This window comes from Paenibacillus peoriae KCTC 3763 (assembly GCF_000236805.1).
GTDB lineage: Bacteria > Bacillota > Bacilli > Paenibacillales > Paenibacillaceae > Paenibacillus > Paenibacillus peoriae.
The window spans coordinates 22,079-42,134 of sequence record NZ_AGFX01000037.1; the positions used below are offsets into that span (position 1 = coordinate 22,079).

Here is a 20,056-nt window from a genome sequence, read left to right on the forward strand (position 1 = left end):
AGTTGTTCCACAAGGCTATCAGAGCGATCTGGTGGCCTTGTGTTTTTTTCTTTTACAATTGCCGAGCCTGATGTAGAGCCAGATCGCCTATCCAAGGGAGTTTAAGCCATTTGCCTTGTCCCGCACCGATTAAGAGGATTATCCACAGGGCAAGGCCTGCCAGCGTCAGCAGGGAAGCGAGTAAAGGACCCAGGAGCGGAATGAATCCGGCAAGCACATGACCGATCATAAGAGCTGTAAACAAAAATATAGATTGCAGAGCGTGAAATAATACAAAGCGACTTTTCTTCTCCAGCATGACAAAGGCCAGTGCGCCAAGGAAGGCAAACAGGTAGCACAGGACAGCTGCTATATTTTCATCCAATCCCGTGGAAGACTTATAGACTGACATATCAAAGTGATCCCCCTTTATAAGTTATTCAAGCTCAGGCTCTGTACTATACAAACTATGAGATCGGGAATGTAGGATATGCTAACCCTCGGCAGAAAAGTTCAAACGCTATAAGCCATACTCGAAAAATGAACATAAAAAACGAGGGCGGAATGGTGCTGTACAAGTGAAGCACCATCCGTCTGCGCTGTGGCAGGATAGAAACTTTTAAGTTCGGTTCAGGTAAGATGTGTATGAAATATGAAAAGGCTGAACGAAAGTGAATTCGCTCAGCCTTTTACACAGTTATACACAAGTTTTGCACATGTTGTACGCAATTTATCCACTGTATCACCATGTTTATCCACAAAACAAACATGGTTTATACACAAATTGTGCACAAACTGTAGACAATATAATATTTACTCACATGTTGCGCACATTTTGTCCACAAATTATCAACAAATTGGTCTTAGTAGTGGATATCTTGTCGTATTTATCGGTCTCCACGTTGTAAACGACGGCGTGGATGCGTGATTTTACCCTTTTTATTTTCGTCATCCTCTTTGGGGATAAGTCGTTCATCAGTGCGTCCGTCATGATGATTATCAAAGGCGTATTCGGTCATTTTCCACTCGGAAGTACCTAAAACAACATCAGCGGGAAAATGCTGACCCCTGTGCAAATGCTGCTCATGTCCATCCTCATCCACATAAATCCCATCCACTTCTACCTTTTCGCCCGTTAGCGGGAGCAAATCTTTTCCTTTGTGTTCCATTGTATCCCCTCCGTCTGGCTTATTCTTCATTAAGTTGTCCGGATGGAGGGTCTTTTATCCACAAGCTGGTGCAAAATATCCTCGGCAATCTGGTCTGCGGGATGGGGCTTGCGAAGCAGCTCAATCGACTGCTTCATCTCCGCAGCGAGAGAAGGGGTGGAAATCAGCTCGATACAATGCTGGATGAGCTCCTCCGTCGTGCGAGCAATGCGGGCGGCTCCTTTTTGCTCCAAATACAGGGCGTTATTGAGCTCCTGACCGGGTACGGGCTTAAACACAAGAATGGGCAGACCGGATGCGATGCTTTCCGAGAGTGTGATGCCGCCGGGCTTCGTAATCACCATATGGCTTGCCCGCATGAGTGCGGGAACATAGTCCACGAATCCATAGGTATAAATATTGGGATGGCCCGCATACAGCGCATCCAGTTCTGCTTTCAATTGCTGGTTACGCCCGCAGACGATCAATAGTCTTAGCTGTGGAAGCCGGCTTAATTGCCGACAGATGTGCAGTATGCCAGATAGTACACCGTGGGCTCCTGCCATAATCAGCAGCGTTGTAGTCCCTGAGATTGGCTGCGGGATCGTATGCTGCTGATTGGCTACTTCTTCCGTGGACATAGGATAAAAAGAAGCATGAATGGGGATACCCGTAGCGACAATGCGCTCAATAGGTATTCCCCGCTGCGCTGCCTCCTTCTGGATATCCTCTGTGGCTACATAGTAACGGTCAATATCAGGATGTAGCCATCGTCCATGCAGGTCGAAATCCGTAACCACATTGACAATCGGCAGCTTCATTCCCAATTTGCGACGCAACACCGGGAGAGCCAGTTGCGGAAACGTATGTATGACGAGGTCGGGTTTTTCTTTGTCGAGTGTAAGCGCCAGTTGTCGCATTCCAAAGGAATGCAGTACGCTGCCAAAGGCTGATTTGGCCTGCATCCCTCGTGTGATGTTATAGACCCAGCCATAAAGCTGAGGAATCGTTTTGAAGCTTTGCATATATACAAATTTGGTCAGATCATTCAACCAGGGATGGGATTCAGCCATCAAGTCGAGTAGTTGTACCTCACAGCGTCCGATTCTTCGCAAGCTATCCATGATTGCCCGAGCGGCCTGTACGTGGCCTTCTCCGTAGCTAGCATATAAGATTAATATTTTTGGTGCTGCGGCTTCCATGATGTTTAGCCCCCTATTATTCAATAAGCGCATAAAGCTCATTTCAGGAACGTTCCAGGCTGAGGGAGGATATGGCTGGCAAAATGTAGCGCTCCAGTAGTGAGCGTGGATTTTTCCAGCGGCTGACCTTGCTGTCTGCAGTAAATACCACGACTGCATCTGCTTCAGGAACAACATAAATTTGCTGTCCTCCATGTCCGTGCGCACATGCGTAATTGATGCCATGGAGTCGTCCGGTCCACCATTGGAATCCGTAGTCCCCGAATTCCGGATAGCCTTCAACCTGTCGCTGCGTCGCTTGACGCAGCCAGTCCGCCGAGATCAGCTCCTGTCCATTCCAGCAGCCTTGATGAAGGCAACAATCGCCGAATTTAGCCATATCACGTGATGTGAGATACAGACCGATGTGTCCCATAGTATAGCCCTCAGGGTCTTGAGCCCATCGGCTTCTCCCGAAGCCTAACGGCTCGAAGAGATGGTGTAGCGCGAACGTATAGGCGTCAGTCCCGCAGCATTGGGTCAGCAATACGGACAACAGATGCGAATCCACACTGCGGTATTGGAAAACGCCGAGCTGATCCGCCTGCACTGGCAGGCGCAGGGCAAAGGACGGCCAGCTTTTGCTGCGATGAAAACGGCGGATAAAAGCCTCTCCAAGCTTTTTGCCCGTCTGCCAATACAGACCGGATGTCATCGTCAGCAGATGGCGAATCGTAATCCGCTCCAGCAGCGGGCTCTCCCGCCGTGGCAGATACTCAGGCAACAGCTTATGCACAGCCGTCTCCGGCCCAGGCATATCGCCACGTGCCATGGCAATACCGATGAGCGTGGAAGTGAAGCTTTTGGTCGCAGAGCGCAGATCGTTCAGAGCGCTTGCTTCGTGACCGTTGTAATACCGTTCCCAGATCAGCTTACCGCGGCGAAGCAGCAGGAAGCTGCGCATTTTAGTAAATTTTTTCTCGATTTCATGGTCAGCCTGATCGAGTAGGGAGGCATTGACGCCCTCCTCTTCACAAGTTCCGGTGATCAGGACAGATAGACGGGCGACCGGGGCGGTGAACAACGGAGCATAGCGGCGCATCCTTTTCCCTCCTTGTTATGTTTATTTATTTTACCCCAAACACATACACTCCAAAAGCCGATAAATAAGGTATACCTCTGTAAGCCAGCTAGATCGTTGCTCTAAATAACATGAAGCGTAAAAGATAGGTAAACTCAATGTAAATTTACTGGAAAGCTGAAAGCAGTATCTGAATATGTTATAATGGGGTAGTGATTCAGCCAAACGAAGATCGGTTAATAATAGTGTCAGGTACATGCCTTGCATAAGGCGTTCCCGACCTAAGCTGCATTAGACATACTACTTCACTGCATAAGGACATCTATACTTTTCGGCATTCTCTTCAACGGAGCACTTATTTTCAACGTTTTGGGAGGGAGTTACATGGCAACGAAAGGTCACAATGAAGTTAAGGAAAGTCTGCGGGAAATGACTCGAATTTTCCGGCCTAAGGATCCCAAAAAATTTGTAAAGGAATATGTGCGAAAATACCGGATTACAGGAGGGTATGAGGAAGAGTTAACCATGGTGGTGGAAAACGAACTCGGTCGCATAAACTCTTCAGTATCTTAAAGGGTATAATTACCCGCAAAACTAGAAATACGCCTTTTATAAACCGTCTATCCACAGAGGAGACGGTTTTTTTGTGTTCGTCTTGCATACAATGGGATAGGTTTAGTAAAAATGGTGTGCACAAAGGAGGCGGATTCCAATAGAGGTAGCGATACGAACACCGGAGGAAATCGGCTATATGAGAGAAGCCGGGCGCATTTTGGCTGATTGCCATCGTGCGCTGGAGAGCCGTATTCTTCCGGGAATTACAACGCTTGAAATTGATGCATGGGTGGAGCAGTTTTTGAGCAAGCGCGGAGCCACGCCCGAACAAAAGGGCTATAAAGGCTTTCCTTATGCAACCTGCGCTTCGGTCAACGAGGTCGTATGTCATGGCTTCCCCTCGGAGCGGGTGCTGCATGATGGGGATATTGTGACCATAGATATCGTGGTTAACAAGGACGGCTGGTTGGCCGACCGGGGATGGACCTATGCGGTAGGTAACGTCAGTCGTCCGGTTGCACGGCTGTTGCGACAGACCCATAAGGCGCTGGTGCGCGGAATCGAGGTTGCCCGTCCAGGGAAAACGTTGGGGGATATCGGGCATGCAGTGGAAAAAGCGGCAGGCCGGCGGCGGTTCGGCATCGTCAAGCCTTTGTTCGGGCATGGGATTGGCCGCCAGATGCACGAGCCGCCGGATGTTCTGCACTACGGCCGTGCCAGAACGGGATTACGGCTCTGTGAAGGAATGGTGATTACCATTGAGCCGGTATTTACGCTCGGAACCGAAGGAGCCGTACTGTGGGACGATGATGGTTGGACCATCAGCACGGCCGACGGTAGCTGGGGCGCACAATACGAGCATACGATTGCGATCACGAAGAACGGCCCATATATTTTGACCTCGTAAAGGATAGTGTGCCTTAGGGAGTCCAATGTGCTTTTCCTTTGCATTAGGCTCTCTAGGTGAATTTTTTCTCAGGATGATTCTTCATGGTGTACATAGATATTTTGCATGGTGTTCATAGATATTTTTCGATAGAGCAGCAGATAGATACTCAGCTCAATGGGGGAGGACACGGCCATCACAATTCCAGCCACTTTGCCGTCCAGCCCTGGAAAAAAGCAGATGCACAGGATCAGCGCCAGAATCGCAAAACCCACAGAAAAAAGCCTGCCAATGAAGATGGGTTTGGTATTGCCGATCAATATCGACCGCCCAATAAAATATTCTACCCAAGGATAAAATGCGACATAAGCAGCCAATATGCGAAGCAGCCCTCTGGTTTCCAGCAAAAGCTCTCCTTCCAATCCCAATACATTCCGCAACACAGGGTCACCAGCAAATCCGAAGGATAACAACAGCAGCAGCAATGGCGACAGGGCCGACAAAAAGCTCAAAAATATCAGAACCTCCCGGCGCCTGGATGTATAAAATTGAATGACGATCTGATGTAATGAGCTGCAAAACCAGACGAACAAATTCAAAATTTGCAGGGCTACGGAGAAGGAGGCCACGGCCAACAGCGGGTCCGATGTATTGTTCAGCGCAGCTTGTATGGAAGGATTCAGAATAACCAGCACCAGCGCCGAATACAGCAAAGGAAGGTAAAAAGGGAGCAGATGTTTCGCATGCTGGATGGTTTGTTCTCCATTGTCAGGCGGCAGCTTTCCTTTCAAAATCCGTCCTTCTAAAAAGGTGACTACCAGTTCAATGAAGATGCCTGCAATAAAAATGGCGGCTCCGATTCGTCCGTCATTAGTCCAGCCTGCACAGATTAAAAACCAGGACGCGATCAGCATCACAACAATACGTATGGACGAACTGAATGTCATCCATGCAGTTCGGTGCTTGTTAATGATGAGTCCCTGATAAATGTTACGGACAGCAACCAATATGTATAGTAAAGTAAGAACCTGAAATACGTTCTTGGTAGGTTCGATCAATGCCGGGGAGACGCCGAATACATACTGAAAGACCAGATTACCTACGGGTGTCAGCCCGATACTCCAGCCAACGATTAGTACAGCCGCTGCTACGAATGCACATAAAATGCCAATAGAATGAACCGACTTGCGGTCATAACCGAATTTCGTGGTCATCTGCCGCACGGCGGTTAACGGAGTTTCCAGCAGCAGGCACAGGCTGACGGCGACCGCATAGCTGCTTAATGTAAATGAAGGATGCTCTGAACGCGCGAGCACGGCATTAACGATGACATGTGTTAGTGCGGCAATCAAAGACGAAATGCCTAGCGGAACATAAAATAAAACGATTTTATTCAAGTCGAATCCTCCAATAAAAACTGAGTGGTATGAGAGCTGCTGTAATATCGAACTTCACGAAACAATGAACATTCTTATTATAGATCAAGATTCAGCTCGTCGATAGAATAAAAAGCATAATACTGGAAATAGGGGTGGCCCAAATGATAATCAGGGAAGCGACGATAACAGATGCCGCGGACATCGCCAAGGTGCATGTGGATTGCTGGAGAACGACATACAAAAATATAATGCCTGACGAGGTTCTGGAGCAGCTTTCTTATGAGCAAAGAACAGAGCTGTGGAATGCGAAGCTTTCCAGTGCGGATGGTCATCTGGTATTTGTAGCGGAAAATGTAGCGGAAAATGAGAAGAGGGAAATCATCGGATTTGTAAGTGGAGGTCCGGAAAAGTCAAAAGAATACCCCCCGTATGGGGGGGAAATAACGGCTATTTATATTCTAAAAGAATACCATAGTTTGGGATTGGGGAGAGGCTTATTGATGCGTCTACTACAGCATTTCAGCAGTATGCAGATTCACTCCGCGATCGTGTGGGTGTTAGCGGATAATCCAGCATGTACATTTTATGAAAGGCTGGGGGCCAAGCTAGTAGTAGAACAGCATCTTATTCATATAGGTGGCAAAAACCTGAATATGTTAGCCTACGGCTGGGAAACTATTCCGACAGAATCCGCTTTTGTCCTTCAAGAGCGCGAATAGGCGCGACATTTTGCGTGAATTCCAGCGTTCCCAGATAGCGGCCTTCGGCATCACGAATGGCAAAATAACGGATAAAGACAAATTTGTCCTTGATCGGAATCCAAAAATCCTCCACATCCTTGCGACCTGCCTTGAAGTCTTCCAGCAGCTTCTCAACGACATGCATGCTTTGCGGCGGGTGGCAATTTTGTACGGTACGACCAATGACGGCTTTTGTGCGGGCAAAGATCCGTTCTTTGCCGTGAGAGAAATAGCGAACAATATCATTTTCATCGATAAAGGTCAAATCAACGGGGAGGTGGTTCATCAGCAGTTCCAATTGTTGCACGGATAGAATCCCCGTCTCGAATCGCACAAAGCCTTGTGGTGTTCCTGATGCTCCTTCCTTTTGCTCAACCGCTTCTACAGGCTCCGCCGCACGCTCAGGTATCCATTCCCGCTCAGGAGCGGTTAGACAGAACCCGATTTCCTCGCTTTCCCGGGCTATTTTCAGCCATTCATCCTCAGTTAGCTTGCCAAGTGCCATCGGCAGTAAAATATTTTCTTCTTTGAATATCATTTCGTTGACTTCGCTAATGATATGGGCAAGCGCCTTCCCGATCAGCTCACGATCTCCGCTATATTGGGTGAGCAGGTTCTTCGCCTCTTTGATCGAATTACGGATGCCGTCGTCCACTCCCCACATTACTTTGGTAGGACCGAATATGCCGTAGCGCTCCAGATAAGGGAAGACCAGATTTTCTTTGCGGCTATAGTGCTTGTCGAGATCCATCAGCAGACTTAAATCCTCGAGCAGCTTGTAAATAACCTTGGGGCTGTCTTCCTTTTGAAATTGCTCTGCATGCAATGCCAGCTTGAAGTTGACCAGCCGTTCGATCTCACGGTTTTCCAGCTTGAAGGTATGGACAGGATGTCCTGGCTGTTCTTCCGGTCCTGAAGGACGGTGAATATCCTCAATAGAGCCCTTGAAAATCGACGTATGCACGGAACAGAGACGTTGGACTTCCGACACCGGGATTCCCTCCTCGGTCATCAATGCATGCTCCATGGCGGAAATTTCAGACACGCTTACTCCGCCAACAGCTTCTGCGAAGCGCGCTTTGACTTCCTCCACGCTTTTTCCGGCATGTAATTCTTTGATAATTTCCTTCAGGACTCGTTGACGTTCCGTTAATTCCTGCGCTGTGTGTTCACGGTTGTTAATTAGCTCGCTCATGATCTTTAGCTCCTTTATTTTTGAATGGTAAAACCATGCTGCATAAACGTTTGCTGCACAGTTTCCATACTCATCTTCTTTAGTACAATTCCTTTGGACAGTGTCATAAAACGTCCCGCGGTTTGCAGCATGCCAGGCTTGGCAATATCGTGAAAACCAAGCTCCACCATAATGTCCTTCACTACGGGATATCGATTAACAAGGTTAAATATCGGCTCATCCCAATGTAGTATCTTATCCATCTGTTCATCCCCTTTAGTGAGAACGTTTATCAGTTACAGAGTAGCATAGGTTCAGGCGAGTCCTTGTGATTGTACGCACAATTTAAATTTTAAATTTTTAATTTGACAGGTGTGTTGTATGGTTTATATACTGTGTATAAAGATATGCACAGCAATAACACTGATCAATGTGATGATCCTCAGAAGACATAAGAGGCTGAGTTTGTCATTACAGCAGTGCAGAAAGGATCAGGATGAGAAAATGACAATCATGAAGCAGGCATGGACAATCACCCGTCAAGATTTTCGCAATAATCCATATGCACTATTGTGGACATTACTTTTTACTATGTATCTGGGTTTTACCATGAGCTTTGTTGTAGGTATGGAGTTTGGTGAGAGTGGAGCTTTAAATCCGGCAGCTGATTTTGTCATGCTGGTGCTGACGCCGTTTCTTGGATTCATTTATAACCGTCGTACCTTTAAATATTTGCAGGAAGACTCCTATACACATATGCTGGCATTCCTTCGCATATTGCCCATCCCGGTGAGCACGGTCATTATGAGTCGAATTCAACAAGCGATTTTTGCGTTTATCGGGAACGGTGCGGTATTTTTTATTTTTCTATTTGCGCTGTCAGGGACGCTTCGGGCCTATGCCGGCCCAGGTTTCTTTATATCGTTTGCTATGACCTGGATAGGCTACGGGATGCTGATTCAGGCCATCTATATGTATTTGGAATTTCTTAAAAGAGGAAAAGTCTACTTTTGGCTATCACTTATCATCATGCTGATTTGCGGAATGATTTCGATTATGGTTCGAATATATGGAGCCAATCTGGTATCCATAACGGCATTTTACAGCAAGGAATGGCAGCTGTTGTCCCCTGTGATGTGGGGAGCGCTGGCGGCAGGAGTTTTTGGAACTTTTGTGTCCTATCGAATGACACTGCGCAAGCTTATCAAGCGTGATCTGGCATAGCGGCATGTGTAGGAGGATGCAGAGAGGGGAGAGACGCAGGTGAATATACCGGTGCAAATTGATGAGAATAGCGCTGAACCGCTGTATGCGCAGATTGAAAAGCAGCTTCGTTCACTCATCGTAACCGGACAGATTGCAGCGGGAACGCTGCTTCCCTCCATTCGGGAGTTTGCGGGGACGCTCCGTTGCAGCGTGATCACCGTCCGGCGGGTCTATCAGGATTTGGAGAACGAAGGCTTGCTTCGTACCCGCCAGGGAACGGGAACCTTCGTCGCGCTGGTCGAGGAAGATATGCGTTCAGCCCACCGACTCAAGGCGGTGACCGAGGCACTGGACACAGCGATTGCTACGGGCATCGCTGTACAGATGACAGAACAGGAATTGTTGGAGCTTTTCGCAGAAATGGTGAAGAAAAGGTATGAAGTCCAAGCGAAGGAGTGACGCCCGTGAAGACCCATGTAAATAACCATGTGGAAGTGCCAGTAGGAACACCAGAGGAAGTACAGGTGAAAGCACCGATTATTGAGATGAACCAGATCTATAAAACCCGGAGAGACCGCCAGATTGGACCGATTAATCTGACCATTGAGCCGGGATACGTGGTCGCTCTGGCCGGACATAACGGATCAGGAAAAAGCACATTGATTCATTTGCTGACCCAGCTTGTCCACCCGGATTCCGGTGAAATTCGCTGGTTCGGCCAAGTGCACCCGAACGGTATACCTGTAGATACGCGGCAATGGATCGGATATGTGCCGGAGCAGCCGGCCCGCGAGGAAGATCGACTCACGGCGGAAGCCGCGGCTTCTTTTCGAGCGATGTGGTATCCCGGCTGGGATGAAACGCGTTTTCAGCGTATGATGGAACGTTTTCAGGTTCCACAGCATACCAAATTATCGCGTATGTCCAAGGGAGAGCGTCGCAAGTTTGAGCTGGCTGCTGCCTTGGCGCCTCATCCTCGTTTATTGCTGCTGGATGAGCCTTCGTCGGGTCTGGATCCTTTTGCATGGAAGATTATGCTGGAGGAACTGCGGGATTGTATGGAAAACGGCAAAACGACGATCATTATCGCCACTCATATCATAGATGAAATCAAGCGCTTGGCAGATTATATCGTCCTGATGCATGAAGGCAGGCTGCTCGGCAAGCTGGAAAAGGATTATCTGCTCGAAAATAGCAAGGAAATGTGGTTTGAGGGCACGCCGGAGGAAGCATCAGAGCTTCCGGGGGTTATAGAGACAGAGAGTGAAGGCCGATTGCAACGAATTGTAACGTTGGAGGCAATAGAAGCCAGCGCCATTTTGGAGCAAGCAGGTATTCGTCCCATCCGTGTGCGGCGTCTGGAGCTGGATGATATTTTAATACATTGGACTGCGGGGCAATTACCAGGCAATGAAGGGACTTTCGCGCAGAAGAAAGGGGATGAGCATTCATGAGTATGCTGCAATTGGAAGAAGTCGTGAAGCAGTATGGAAATCATACGGCGGTAAATGGAATTTCGTTGAATGTGAACGGCGGCGAAATTTACGGACTACTGGGCGGCAATGGAGCAGGTAAAACGACAACGATGCGGATGGTACTCGGCCTGATTTACCCTGACGGGGGAAGCATTCAATATGAAGGAAAGCCGTACAGCAAGGAGCTTCAGCGGACGATGGGCTATTTGCCCGAGGAGCGCGGGCTGTACCCCAAAGTAAAGGTGAGCGAGCAAATAAACTATTTGGGCAGGCTGCGCGGCATGTCGGCCAAGGAGGCGGACAAGAGCCTGCGCTACTGGCTGGAGCGTTTTGGCGTACCGGAGTATTATGACAAGCGGATTGAAGAGCTATCCAAAGGGAACCAGCAGAAAATGGGCTTTATTGCAGCGGTCGTGCATCGCCCGACACTGCTCATATTGGACGAGGCTTTCAGCGGGCTTGATCCTGTGAATGTCGAGCTGCTGAAGGAGACGGTGAAGGAGCTGCGGGACGCTGGAACTGCGATTTTATTTTCGACTCACCGCATGGAGCATGTGGAAGAGCTGTGCCGCCATATTACGATTTTGCATCGTTCCAATACAGTTGTACAGGGAAGTGTGCAGGAAATCAAGAACCGCTACCCGCGTGAAAAAGTTCGGCTCATTACCACAGGTGAAGTGAACGGACTGGAGCAATTACCGGGTGTGCTTCGTGTGGAACCTTTGGATCGCGGCTGGCTGCTGCATATTGAGCAAGCGGATGCGGCAAAGCTGATTTTACAAACGGCTCTGGGGCAAACAGATGTGGAGCATTTTGAGATCAAGGAGCCTACGCTGAACGAAATTTTCATACGAGAGGTGGGTGATTCGCATGAATAGATTGGGTACGGTGATCGGTTTTACGTTTCGTCAGAAGGCGAGAACCAAATCTTTTATCATAACGACGCTGGTATTGGCCTTGCTCATTACCCTGGGCATGAACCTGCCGTATTTGATTTCTTTGTTTAAAGGAGAAGGGGCAGGTGTTGCAGGCGGCTCCGGGAAAACAGCAGCCGAGCAACATCGTCTGGCATTGATTGCTGGCAGCCGAACAGAGATCGCGAATCAACTGGAGAAATTCACGAAGGAGCAGTCCAATCCGGCAGCGAGTTGGGTACGTTACGACAGTGCACAAGCTCCGGCCATGCAGCAGGCATTGAAAGACGGGAAGCTGCAAGGTTATGTGGAGCTCAAGGAGCCTGTCGCCAAGGGAGCAACGTTTCCCCAAGTGGAGTACGTATCTGTAGAAAAAGAACCGTCCCCGGCTGTCATTACATTGCTGCAAACGGGATTACAGGCAGCAAAGGTTCAAGCCATCATTGGCGGCAATGCGTTGACCAGTGATCAAGTTCGTGAAATTAGCACACCTGTAGTCGTGGATAGCAGGGAAGTGGACAGTCCGTCTGAGACAGGGGGAGCTGCAGGGACAAAGGATAAAGCGGCCTCTATGATTAACTATGGCTTGGTCTATATACTGATGATCTTGTTCTTCACCTCATCGATGATGACGGGCAATATGATTGCTTCAGAGGTGACTTCGGAAAAAAGTTCTCGTATTATGGAGATTCTCATCACAAGCGTATCGCCGTTGACCCAAATGTTCGGGAAGATTATCGGTATCTTCCTGGTCGGATTGATGCAGATCGCTGTTTTCGCCATCGTTATAAGTGCCAACCTCATGCTGCCGCATAACGGTGCCATCCTCAGCTCAGCCGGGCTGGACCTGTCACAGTTGAACACTGCGGTGCTCAACTACGGTTTGATTTTTTACATCCTGGGTTACTTTCTGTACGCCGTATTGTTCGCGGCTGTCGGCTCCATCGTTAGCCGCACAGAGGAACTGGGACAAGCGATTATGCCGATTACCGTGCTTTCTTTGGCTGCCTTTTATATCGGTATCTTCAATATAGCCGCACCTGACACGATGTTCGTCAAGGTCGCTGGATACATTCCATTCTTTTCTCCGACCGTCATGCTGCTGCGCATTGGTTTGGAACGGGCAAGTCTGCTGGAAATATGGCTGTCACTTGCCATTCTGGTCGTCTCCATTCTGTTCTTCGGCTGGCTGGCCGCCAAGATTTATCGGACGGGCGTCTTAATGTACGGCAAACGTCCTACTTTTAAAGAGCTAAGAAAAGCTATGAAGGCTTATAAAATTTAGACTTTTTTCAGAAGTGTGAGTAACCATTATAGTTGGGACAAATGTAATTAATAACTGAGATTTTTTGGATATATGTTTGAGACATTATAGCCACCTTGAATCCTCAAAAACATTGATGATTCAAGGTTTTTTTATTCTATTGGTAGTGACATAATAAATTGATACCGCACTATAAAGGGAACTTACTTAATAAAAAGTATACAATTATAAATGAGATTAAACGGTGTTTGATTACGGCCAGATCGTTAGATGAAGCTTGCTTGTTGGGAATGTGGGGGCACATTGGTGTAAGAAATCAAGATAAAATAGCCATACTCAGTTTAACTCTCCAACTTTATCACTATTATCGATACGGTTCATCGTATCCACTCTAAGGTGAAATTTTAAGATACTCCAAAGAGGAGACCATGGGTAAAGGAAAAGTTTAATCGGCGAACCGTGGCATAGCAAAACCACAATTCGCCGAAAAGTAGTGATTAGAACAAATACAAACTTCCACCTTTAAGCTTTGATATGAAGTATAAAAAAATATTAGTCCTGTAATGGTTTTGCTTCTATAATAATAAAGTGAGCAACGCGTTCCTTTATTAACCAGGTTCCGTTTTGGAGTTCATATTCATCATCATATCTAACACTATAGTCAGTGATAACTTCTTTGCCATCCTCATCTCTTACCATTTTAAGTTGGGAATATGAAACACCTGTTGCAGTATTGCCACCCACTTTCACATTGTGCTGTCCGTTAAGCGAGAAATAACGTTTTACAATAGAAGCGTGACCTGTGAACTCCTCTTCTAATTGTTTTCTTCCTGAAATATCAGACACCAATTGTTCCCCGAAGTAAACCTTATATCTACCATCAGGTGTAAATAAAAGCACTTGTTCTGAAATTCTTTTTTCATCTCCCAAATTTGAAAAAGCATCAACTAATTCTCTCAATTCTGATTTTGCTTGCAAAATTTCTAAAGACATATATGTCTTCCTCCTCGTTAGTAAATACTTGCTCTTTTGAGCTATTTTTTCTTGGATTCTGTACAACTCGGTTCAAAAATAAATTATTTTCATGAGTGGGTACACACTCATATACATCTAGAGTTCACTCTAGTATCTAAGACGGCGCGTAATTGCATTAAGATTGTTTATCACTCCTTTCACAACAATTTGAGTGAGCACACACTCAAATAAACAAGAGATTCATCATTTAATGAACAATATAACAAAACTTGACTTTGGGTGAGTGCACACTCATAATAGGAGCATAAACGACTTTCAATGACTTGTCAATAGAGCGGGGGATAAACTTTGGATTTAAAAGACAAAATAGTTGAAGCTACCGAACGTGTATTATTAATGAACGGACTTGCTAAGACCACAACCAAGGAAATTGCTCGAGCAGCCGGTTGCTCCGAAGGATCGTTGTATAATCACTTTAGAAATAAGGAAGATATATTTCTACATGTTTTACAAGGGAAATTGAAAAATTTAATGAACGCTTTAACATTGTTGCAAAGCCTGGCTGGTAAAGAAACGGTGCGGAGAAATCTTGAACAAGTTGCCCTAGCTGCCTTGGAGGACTATCATACTTCGATGCCTATAATTTGTTCTATTTTCTCGGAACCATCAATATTGCTTCGTCATCGAGAAAGTTTTACTCTACGAAATGAAAGTCCGTATATGGCAAATGAGGTGGTGGAAGCTTATTTATTGAAAGAAAGAGAAATGGGAAGAATTAGCGAGAAATTACATCCAAGGACTGTAGCGGATTTATTGCTGGGAGGCTGTTTTCAACGTTCGTTTCAACTGAATTTTTTAGGTGAAGAGGAGTCACAAGAAAAGCGGGTTGAGTTTGTGAATCTTATTTTGGATACGTTTTTCGTAAGGTGATATCAAAGGGAAAACTTAATCTACACTGCAATCACTAACAAAAGGGTTACAATCAATCTCATTCATAATTAGGATGGGTCAAATAAAAGCTCTGCTATTGGCTCAGACATTACTGTATCACTCAAAATAACAACCTTGATCTCGATTCCCCTCGGTGAAGGGGATCGAGGTTAGAATGTTTTCAGAGCATTGATTGCAGTTGGCGAACCTATTCGGAGCACAGATATAAAAAACTTAAAGAGAAATATGAGTGGCCGTATCTACAAATAAATCAAGTTGTGGAAAAGCAAGTTTCTGATCTGGTAACGTCCGAGATTAAGATTACAATTGAACAGATAGCGGCTACCGTTGATATCTCGGAGACTATAGCCTCTTATTACCTGTTTGACAATGGATTGTTGCCTTACTTGTAAGGCGACGGTAAAATATAGGCCTGTTATGGCCGGGCAGCATCAGAATTTTCACACCATACCATCCTTTAGATAATGTAGTGGCAAGCTAGTCCTGCTTCCATATTGTATGCTTGTCTTCTGGGGGGATGCCAGCATTTGCGAAGTCTCCAGCCGGAATTGTATGTTGAACAACGGTTATTCATACGTCACACATCCCCTCCCAAGTTCTTTATCCTCCTTATGCATCGAACTTTCCCTTTTAATTTAAACAGTCCTTTAGGTATACACCTCCACCAATAACGAATCCCCTACATACGATAAGAGCATCACGGACAACAATGCTGTTATTCCTTATACAGCAAACCAAGGTAGGGGGTGAAACGCTTATGGAATTGCTGGAGAAAGTACAAGCCGAGATCAACCGTTATATGACCCGGATTCAGTCGGAACAGCAGGAAGATGGGTCATGGAGATATGATTTTGAAACAGGGCCGATGACGGATGCCAGTATGATGATCCTCATCAGCTCCCTGTATCCCGAAGAACAAGAACTCCTTTCGCAGCTGGCCCAGCGCTTGGTGCATAAACAGGCGGATGGAGGCGAATGGAAACAGTACGACGACGATGATGGCCACCTATCCTCCACAATAGAGGGGTATACCGCGCTGTTGCTATCCGGTTATCTGGAGCGGGATGCACCGCTGATGAAACGGGCCAAGGATTATATTCTCCGCAACGGCGGAGTCGAGAAGGCACATGTCTCCACTAAGTTTATGCTGGCCTTGAACGACCTGTATCCGTGGCCTTCGTATTATCCGATGCCTCTATTTTTGATCCATCTCCCCAAATGGATTCCATTTAGCTTTTACCGCTGGAGCTCGTACGTCAGGACTCATTTCGCCCCGATTCTCATTCTGGGGCACCTCAAATTCACTCTACCGCATCCTTCTGGTGCAGACATCTCCCATCTCTACACGACGCCGAAGTACAATAAGCTGCATCATCAGAGCCACGGCCGCAGACGGTCCGCGAAAAAACAAAACCGGAACCCTTCCGGTTTGCAAGGAAAAAGGTCAAACCATTCTATCCAAAAGGCCGAGAGCTTTATACTGGAGCATATTGAAGGGGACGGGACGCTGTACAGCTATGCAAGTGCTACTTTTTTTATGATCTATGCGCTGCTGGCGATCGGCTATCAGCCGGACTCGCCTGTGATCTCCCATGCGATGAAGGGGCTGCTCTCTTTTGTAACGAAGACGGATGAGGGGGTACATATTCAGAACTCTCCTTCCACCGTATGGGATACGGCGCTTGCTTCCTACACGCTGCAGGAGGCCGGGCTTTCAGCAGGGGATGATACCGTGCAGCGGGCAGCAGCGTATTTGCTGTCGCTTCAGCATACAGAGAAGAAAGAGCAGGCAGGAGGCTCTCTGCTGCACATGACAGGCGGCTGGGGATTCTCCGAAAGCAACAAGGCGAACCCCGATGTGGATGATACGCAGGCGGTGCTGCGGGCGCTGACGCGGTACACGTCTTATCACGCAGACAGTCTTGAGTCATGGAGAAAAGGAGTACAGTACTTATTCCGCAGGCAAAATGATGACGGTGGCTGGGCCGCTTTTGAGCGGAACAGCACTTCCTTCATGACTCGTCTGTTTGCAGTAGAGAACTTCGAAGATACGGCGTTTGATCCTTCAGCGGCGGATGTGACGGGGAGGACTTTGGAGTTTCTGGGGAGTCATGTGAAGCTGACAACGAATCATCCGCGGGTACAGGCGGGAGTGCGCTGGCTGCTGAAGCGGCAGCAGCGGGATGGATCCTGGTATGGCCGCTGGGGAGTATCGTATCTGTATGGAACATGGGCTGCCGTAACAGGACTAAGAGCGGTAGGTTTATCAGCGGAGCATCCCGCAATTCAACAAGCAGCAGACTGGCTACTCCGCATGAGACAGCCGGATGGTGGCTGGGGGGAGTCCTGCAAGAGTGATGTAAAGAAAACCTACATTGCAGCTCCTTACTCCACGGTCGTTCACACTGCATGGGCGCTGGATCTGCTGATTGCGGTTCATGATACACCTGTGAAGGAAATCAAAGAAGCCACCTCCCTACTGATCGACTGGAATCGAGAGGAAGGTAGCAAGCGGGTAACATATCCGACCGGAGCAGGTCTCCCGGGGCATTTCTATATCCAGTATCACAGTTATCCGCAGATCTGGCCCCTGCTCACGCTCAGTCACTATGAACAGAAGTATAAAGGCTGCTAAAATGCCACATTTTCCTGGATTACCGGTATACACCCTGTACTTTCTATTCGATCCGCATATGCTATACTAACTCCTCTTCAAGCCGATAAAAAGTAGTTTTTAACCTATACCTCCGGCTACAAACGAGAATGGAGCATATGTGAAAGGAGACAACAAGCATGTCCCAACTTGATCCCCGTTTAATGGGAACATTCCGCCGTAGAATGATGGACCCACGATGTTTCCACAAGGTGTGCGGCATTTTATGTGCCCAGAAATATGAGGATTTAAAATGCCACCATGGCTGCTGCAGTATGATTGATCGACTCTCCGAATGTATGGGTGTACCGGTGTCACCAGTTGAAAGAGAAAATGCGGCACAATGGCTGATGGGCTGCGGCGTAGATCCCCAGAACCCTTACCACCGCAGACGGATGTGGAATATGGTGTGGGGTAGTTAGAAGAAATAGGTTAAGGCGAAAGGCTGCTCATTCGAGCAGCTTTTCCTTTTGTTACATTTAAGAAAGTACACACCAAATACGCGGTATGTAAGTCACCGACACCGTTATCTTTAAAGCCAATTATTAAGTACATAATGTCCCTGAAATGCGATTTAAGGCTTGACGGGAATCTATTTCCACACTATAATTCAATTAATCAATTGAATAAATGATAATTTAAATAAGGGGGATTTTATTTATGGGAGCCATAGCTTTAACAAAAGAAACATTCAACGCCAATATTAAATCCGGAGTAACGTTAGTTGATTTTTGGGCACCATGGTGTGGACCATGCCAAATTCAACTTCCAATCGTAAATGAACTAGCTGATGAGTTAGCGGGGCAGGCGACACTTGCCACAGTTAATGTTGATGAAGAGACGGAAGTAGCCTCACAGTATGGTATTAGAAGTATTCCAACACTTTTATTATTTAAAGATGGGAAGTTGTCTGAAACGATGGTGGGAATTACTCATAAACAAGATCTCAGAGAAAAAATCTTGGGGTTGGCTGACTAATAGTGGTGTCTAAATAATGGCGAATAAAGCGACGGTTTTGAATTATCAGAACCGTCGTTTTCCTACAAAAAAAGTGAAGATGACCAAGTCCCCCAAGAAAAAATGATGAATTTAGCATTTCGCAATTGGAAATAATGACAGTATAAATGTAGAAAGGAAGCCATATTCCTTGAAAACGTTGATCAGTTAAATATATAAATAAAGAGGGGTTTAACAACATGGGGGACTCCAATTCTAAATCAGATATTAAAGAACGCTTATATCAACAATTTGCGCGAATTGGAAAGTGTCTATCCAGTGATAAAAGACTTGAGATTATGGACATATTATCGAATGGCCCAAAATCTGTTGAGGGATTGGCTTTACAAACTGGAATGAGTGTTGCAAACGTTTCGCGACATCTACAAATTTTGTTAGAGGCTCGATTGGTAAAGTGTTATAAAAAGGGTACTTATGTCATTTATAGTATTAGTGATTCGTCGGTAACACAGTTTTTATCTTCGTTATGGAATATATGTGAGGACAGGCTCTCAGACATCAAACAAATTAAAGAAGAGTTAGAAAGGCAATATCAAGATGTTCAGAGTATCACTAAGCAGGATCTGTTGGAAAAAATGAAGCAGGAAAAAATTATTGTCATAGATATTCGCCCTTCTGAGGAATTTGAAACAGCTCATATACCAGGTGCCATTTCAGTTCCTTTAGAACATCTGAGAGAATACCTAAAAACAATAAATAAGGCTGATGTGGAGCTTGCTGCTTATTGTCGTGGACCTTACTGTTCTTTAACATCTCAGGCCGTTGATTATATACAAAAGCAAGGATTCAAAGCTTATCGAATCGAAGAGGGTGTTCGGGAGTGGAATGCTCAAGCTGCACAGTAGAAAATTTATCCCTGCTGCCTTTTTGTTTGAATAAAGGTTTATCTTCAGAGGGCGGTGAGTTTATGATGGAAGTTCAAGAAATAACTTCAATTGAAGAAATAGAACCATTTATTCAGAAAAACCGGTTGAGCATATTATATGTATCCCGAGAGGATTGTAGCGTGTGTCATGCTATTTATCCCAAAATCAAAGAATTACTCAGAAACTATTCCGAAATAAAGCTGGCTCATATCGAGGCTAGCCAAGTAGCAGAGGTCGCAGGAAAATTTCTGATTTTTTCGGTTCCTGCCATAATCGTGTTTCTTGACCAAAAAGAATATTTCCGTGAAGGCCGGTTTGTTCAGTTTGACCGATTAGCAACGCAATTACAACAGATGTACAGTATGATATAACGAACTACAGATAAATAGGCGCAATAAGGTGAAACATGTTAAAACACCTTCAAAGAAATGGAACCATCGTAAGATGAGTGATAATTCTGAAGGTGTCTTTGTGCTGGCAGCCACTAACGAAGGCCGAGATTGTATCCCCTCAGCCCTTGACTTAAAAAATGTTAATTCATATAATTCAATTATTCAATCGATAAGTTGATTTCAATTGTATAAAAAAATTTATTCGTTAAGATCAGTCATT

22 protein-coding genes are annotated in these 20,056 nt (G+C 46.2%); 14 read left to right on the forward strand and 8 right to left on the reverse strand.

Going from position 1 to position 20,056, the window contains the following annotated elements; translation table 11 throughout:
* Nucleotides 1–52: 52 nt before the first annotated feature.
* From KQI_RS0118285 to KQI_RS0118300, 4 genes are all read right to left on the reverse strand, one after another.
* Entirely contained in the window at nt 53–391 is a 339-nt protein-coding gene (locus KQI_RS0118285) for a DUF4870 domain-containing protein (RefSeq protein WP_010348317.1), read from the reverse strand.
* 475 nt (nt 392–866) lie between these two features.
* Nucleotides 867–1,148 (reverse strand): hypothetical protein, encoded by a 282-nt coding sequence (locus tag KQI_RS0118290; protein WP_007428349.1) that lies wholly within the window; start codon nt 1,146–1,148, stop codon nt 867–869.
* 29 nt (nt 1,149–1,177) lie between these two features.
* On the reverse strand, nt 1,178–2,329 hold the full coding sequence (locus KQI_RS0118295) for an MGDG synthase family glycosyltransferase (RefSeq protein ID WP_010348318.1): 1,152 nt from the start codon (nt 2,327–2,329) through the stop codon (nt 1,178–1,180).
* Nucleotides 2,330–2,372: 43 nt separating this feature from the next.
* The gene (locus KQI_RS0118300; RefSeq protein WP_010348319.1) at nt 2,373–3,410 is read right to left on the reverse strand and encodes a serine hydrolase domain-containing protein; all 1,038 of its coding nucleotides are present in this window, start codon (nt 3,408–3,410) and stop codon (nt 2,373–2,375) included.
* Between the two features lie 363 nt (nt 3,411–3,773).
* On the opposite strand from KQI_RS0118300, the gene KQI_RS0118305 reads away from it, so the two are divergent.
* On the forward strand, nt 3,774–3,962 hold the full coding sequence (locus tag KQI_RS0118305) for a hypothetical protein (RefSeq protein ID WP_007428354.1): 189 nt from the start codon (nt 3,774–3,776) through the stop codon (nt 3,960–3,962).
* A 139-nt stretch (nt 3,963–4,101) separates the two neighbouring features.
* Nucleotides 4,102–4,851: a type I methionyl aminopeptidase gene (gene map, locus KQI_RS0118310; RefSeq protein WP_029390228.1), complete on the forward strand. Its 750-nt coding sequence runs from the start codon at nt 4,102–4,104 to the stop codon at nt 4,849–4,851.
* A gap of 68 nt (nt 4,852–4,919) precedes the next feature.
* Here map and KQI_RS0118315 read toward each other — a convergent pair whose 3' ends face one another.
* A complete protein-coding gene (locus KQI_RS0118315) occupies nt 4,920–6,227 on the reverse strand; it encodes a hypothetical protein (RefSeq protein ID WP_010348321.1) in 1,308 nt (435 codons plus the stop codon).
* Between the two features lie 143 nt (nt 6,228–6,370).
* On the opposite strand from KQI_RS0118315, the gene KQI_RS0118320 reads away from it, so the two are divergent.
* Nucleotides 6,371–6,928 carry a GNAT family N-acetyltransferase gene (locus KQI_RS0118320; protein ID WP_010348322.1) on the forward strand — a complete coding sequence of 186 codons (558 nt, stop codon included), beginning with the start codon at nt 6,371–6,373 and terminating at the stop codon, nt 6,926–6,928.
* On the opposite strand, the gene KQI_RS0118325 is transcribed toward KQI_RS0118320, so the two are convergent.
* Together KQI_RS0118325 and KQI_RS0118330 are read right to left on the reverse strand one after the other, a co-directional pair.
* The gene (locus KQI_RS0118325) at nt 6,885–8,144 is read right to left on the reverse strand and encodes a DUF438 domain-containing protein (protein ID WP_010348323.1); all 1,260 of its coding nucleotides are present in this window, start codon (nt 8,142–8,144) and stop codon (nt 6,885–6,887) included. The two genes, KQI_RS0118320 and KQI_RS0118325, sit on opposite strands and share 44 nt — an antisense overlap.
* Nucleotides 8,145–8,158: 14 nt before the next feature.
* Entirely contained in the window at nt 8,159–8,386 is a 228-nt protein-coding gene (locus KQI_RS0118330) for a DUF1858 domain-containing protein (RefSeq protein ID WP_010348324.1), read from the reverse strand.
* A 241-nt stretch (nt 8,387–8,627) separates the two neighbouring features.
* Here KQI_RS0118330 and KQI_RS0118335 point away from each other — a divergent pair, with 241 nt between their 5' ends.
* The 5 genes from KQI_RS0118335 to KQI_RS0118355 are packed head-to-tail and all read left to right on the forward strand — an operon-like array spanning nt 8,628 to nt 13,003.
* Nucleotides 8,628–9,347, forward strand: coding sequence for a hypothetical protein (locus KQI_RS0118335; RefSeq protein WP_029390229.1), 720 nt, complete (start codon nt 8,628–8,630; stop codon nt 9,345–9,347).
* 39 nt (nt 9,348–9,386) lie between these two features.
* Nucleotides 9,387–9,788, forward strand: coding sequence for a GntR family transcriptional regulator (locus KQI_RS0118340; protein WP_010348326.1), 402 nt, complete (start codon nt 9,387–9,389; stop codon nt 9,786–9,788).
* A gap of 5 nt (nt 9,789–9,793) precedes the next feature.
* Nucleotides 9,794–10,783 carry an ATP-binding cassette domain-containing protein gene (locus KQI_RS0118345; RefSeq protein ID WP_010348327.1) on the forward strand — a complete coding sequence of 330 codons (990 nt, stop codon included), beginning with the start codon at nt 9,794–9,796 and terminating at the stop codon, nt 10,781–10,783.
* The gene (locus tag KQI_RS0118350) at nt 10,780–11,682 is read left to right on the forward strand and encodes an ABC transporter ATP-binding protein (RefSeq protein ID WP_010348328.1); all 903 of its coding nucleotides are present in this window, start codon (nt 10,780–10,782) and stop codon (nt 11,680–11,682) included. The genes KQI_RS0118345 and KQI_RS0118350 overlap by 4 nt, the downstream gene beginning before the upstream one ends.
* Entirely contained in the window at nt 11,675–13,003 is a 1,329-nt protein-coding gene (locus KQI_RS0118355; protein ID WP_010348329.1) for an ABC transporter permease, read from the forward strand. The genes KQI_RS0118350 and KQI_RS0118355 overlap by 8 nt, the downstream gene beginning before the upstream one ends.
* Before the next feature lie 531 nt (nt 13,004–13,534).
* Here KQI_RS0118355 and KQI_RS0118360 read toward each other — a convergent pair.
* Nucleotides 13,535–13,975: a nuclear transport factor 2 family protein gene (locus KQI_RS0118360; protein WP_010348330.1), complete on the reverse strand. Its 441-nt coding sequence runs from the start codon at nt 13,973–13,975 to the stop codon at nt 13,535–13,537.
* A gap of 330 nt (nt 13,976–14,305) precedes the next feature.
* On the opposite strand from KQI_RS0118360, the gene KQI_RS0118365 reads away from it, so the two are divergent.
* The 6 genes from KQI_RS0118365 (at nt 14,306) to KQI_RS0118385 (ending at nt 19,815) form a co-directional block, all read left to right on the forward strand.
* Complete coding sequence (locus KQI_RS0118365) at nt 14,306–14,887, forward strand: TetR/AcrR family transcriptional regulator (RefSeq protein ID WP_010348331.1); 582 nt, start codon at nt 14,306–14,308, stop codon at nt 14,885–14,887.
* 778 nt (nt 14,888–15,665) lie between these two features.
* Nucleotides 15,666–17,543 carry a terpene cyclase/mutase family protein gene (locus KQI_RS0118370; protein ID WP_010348332.1) on the forward strand — a complete coding sequence of 626 codons (1,878 nt, stop codon included), beginning with the start codon at nt 15,666–15,668 and terminating at the stop codon, nt 17,541–17,543.
* 158 nt (nt 17,544–17,701) lie between these two features.
* A complete protein-coding gene (locus KQI_RS28580; RefSeq protein ID WP_138984821.1) occupies nt 17,702–17,983 on the forward strand; it encodes a hypothetical protein in 282 nt (93 codons plus the stop codon).
* Between the two features lie 238 nt (nt 17,984–18,221).
* Entirely contained in the window at nt 18,222–18,539 is a 318-nt protein-coding gene (gene trxA / locus KQI_RS0118375; RefSeq protein ID WP_010348334.1) for a thioredoxin, read from the forward strand.
* A 218-nt stretch (nt 18,540–18,757) separates the two neighbouring features.
* Complete coding sequence (locus KQI_RS0118380) at nt 18,758–19,423, forward strand: ArsR/SmtB family transcription factor (protein WP_010348335.1); 666 nt, start codon at nt 18,758–18,760, stop codon at nt 19,421–19,423.
* 62 nt (nt 19,424–19,485) lie between these two features.
* A complete protein-coding gene (locus tag KQI_RS0118385; RefSeq protein WP_010348336.1) occupies nt 19,486–19,815 on the forward strand; it encodes a thioredoxin family protein in 330 nt (109 codons plus the stop codon).
* Nucleotides 19,816–20,056 lie beyond the last annotated feature (241 nt).

Bases quoted from the DNA above. Each gene is read 5' to 3' on its own strand.
- KQI_RS0118285 (WP_010348317.1), bottom strand. From the start codon at position 391: ATGTCAGTCTATAAGTCTTCCACGGGATTGGATGAAAATATAGCAGCT.
- KQI_RS0118290 (WP_007428349.1), bottom strand. From the start codon at position 1,148: ATGGAACACAAAGGAAAAGATTTGCTCCCGCTAACGGGCGAAAAGGTA.
- KQI_RS0118295 (WP_010348318.1), bottom strand. From the start codon at position 2,329: ATGGAAGCCGCAGCACCAAAAATATTAATCTTATATGCTAGCTACGGA.
- KQI_RS0118300 (WP_010348319.1), bottom strand. From the start codon at position 3,410: ATGCGCCGCTATGCTCCGTTGTTCACCGCCCCGGTCGCCCGTCTATCT.
- KQI_RS0118305 (WP_007428354.1), top strand. From the start codon at position 3,774: ATGGCAACGAAAGGTCACAATGAAGTTAAGGAAAGTCTGCGGGAAATG.
- KQI_RS0118320 (WP_010348322.1), top strand. From the start codon at position 6,371: ATGATAATCAGGGAAGCGACGATAACAGATGCCGCGGACATCGCCAAG.
- KQI_RS0118325 (WP_010348323.1), bottom strand. From the start codon at position 8,144: ATGAGCGAGCTAATTAACAACCGTGAACACACAGCGCAGGAATTAACG.
- KQI_RS0118330 (WP_010348324.1), bottom strand. From the start codon at position 8,386: ATGGATAAGATACTACATTGGGATGAGCCGATATTTAACCTTGTTAAT.
- KQI_RS0118335 (WP_029390229.1), top strand. From the start codon at position 8,628: ATGACAATCATGAAGCAGGCATGGACAATCACCCGTCAAGATTTTCGC.
- KQI_RS0118350 (WP_010348328.1), top strand. From the start codon at position 10,780: ATGAGTATGCTGCAATTGGAAGAAGTCGTGAAGCAGTATGGAAATCAT.
- KQI_RS0118355 (WP_010348329.1), top strand. From the start codon at position 11,675: ATGAATAGATTGGGTACGGTGATCGGTTTTACGTTTCGTCAGAAGGCG.
- KQI_RS0118360 (WP_010348330.1), bottom strand. From the start codon at position 13,975: ATGTCTTTAGAAATTTTGCAAGCAAAATCAGAATTGAGAGAATTAGTT.
- KQI_RS0118370 (WP_010348332.1), top strand. From the start codon at position 15,666: ATGGAATTGCTGGAGAAAGTACAAGCCGAGATCAACCGTTATATGACC.
- KQI_RS28580 (WP_138984821.1), top strand. From the start codon at position 17,702: ATGTCCCAACTTGATCCCCGTTTAATGGGAACATTCCGCCGTAGAATG.
- trxA (WP_010348334.1), top strand. From the start codon at position 18,222: ATGGGAGCCATAGCTTTAACAAAAGAAACATTCAACGCCAATATTAAA.
- KQI_RS0118380 (WP_010348335.1), top strand. From the start codon at position 18,758: ATGGGGGACTCCAATTCTAAATCAGATATTAAAGAACGCTTATATCAA.
- KQI_RS0118385 (WP_010348336.1), top strand. From the start codon at position 19,486: ATGATGGAAGTTCAAGAAATAACTTCAATTGAAGAAATAGAACCATTT.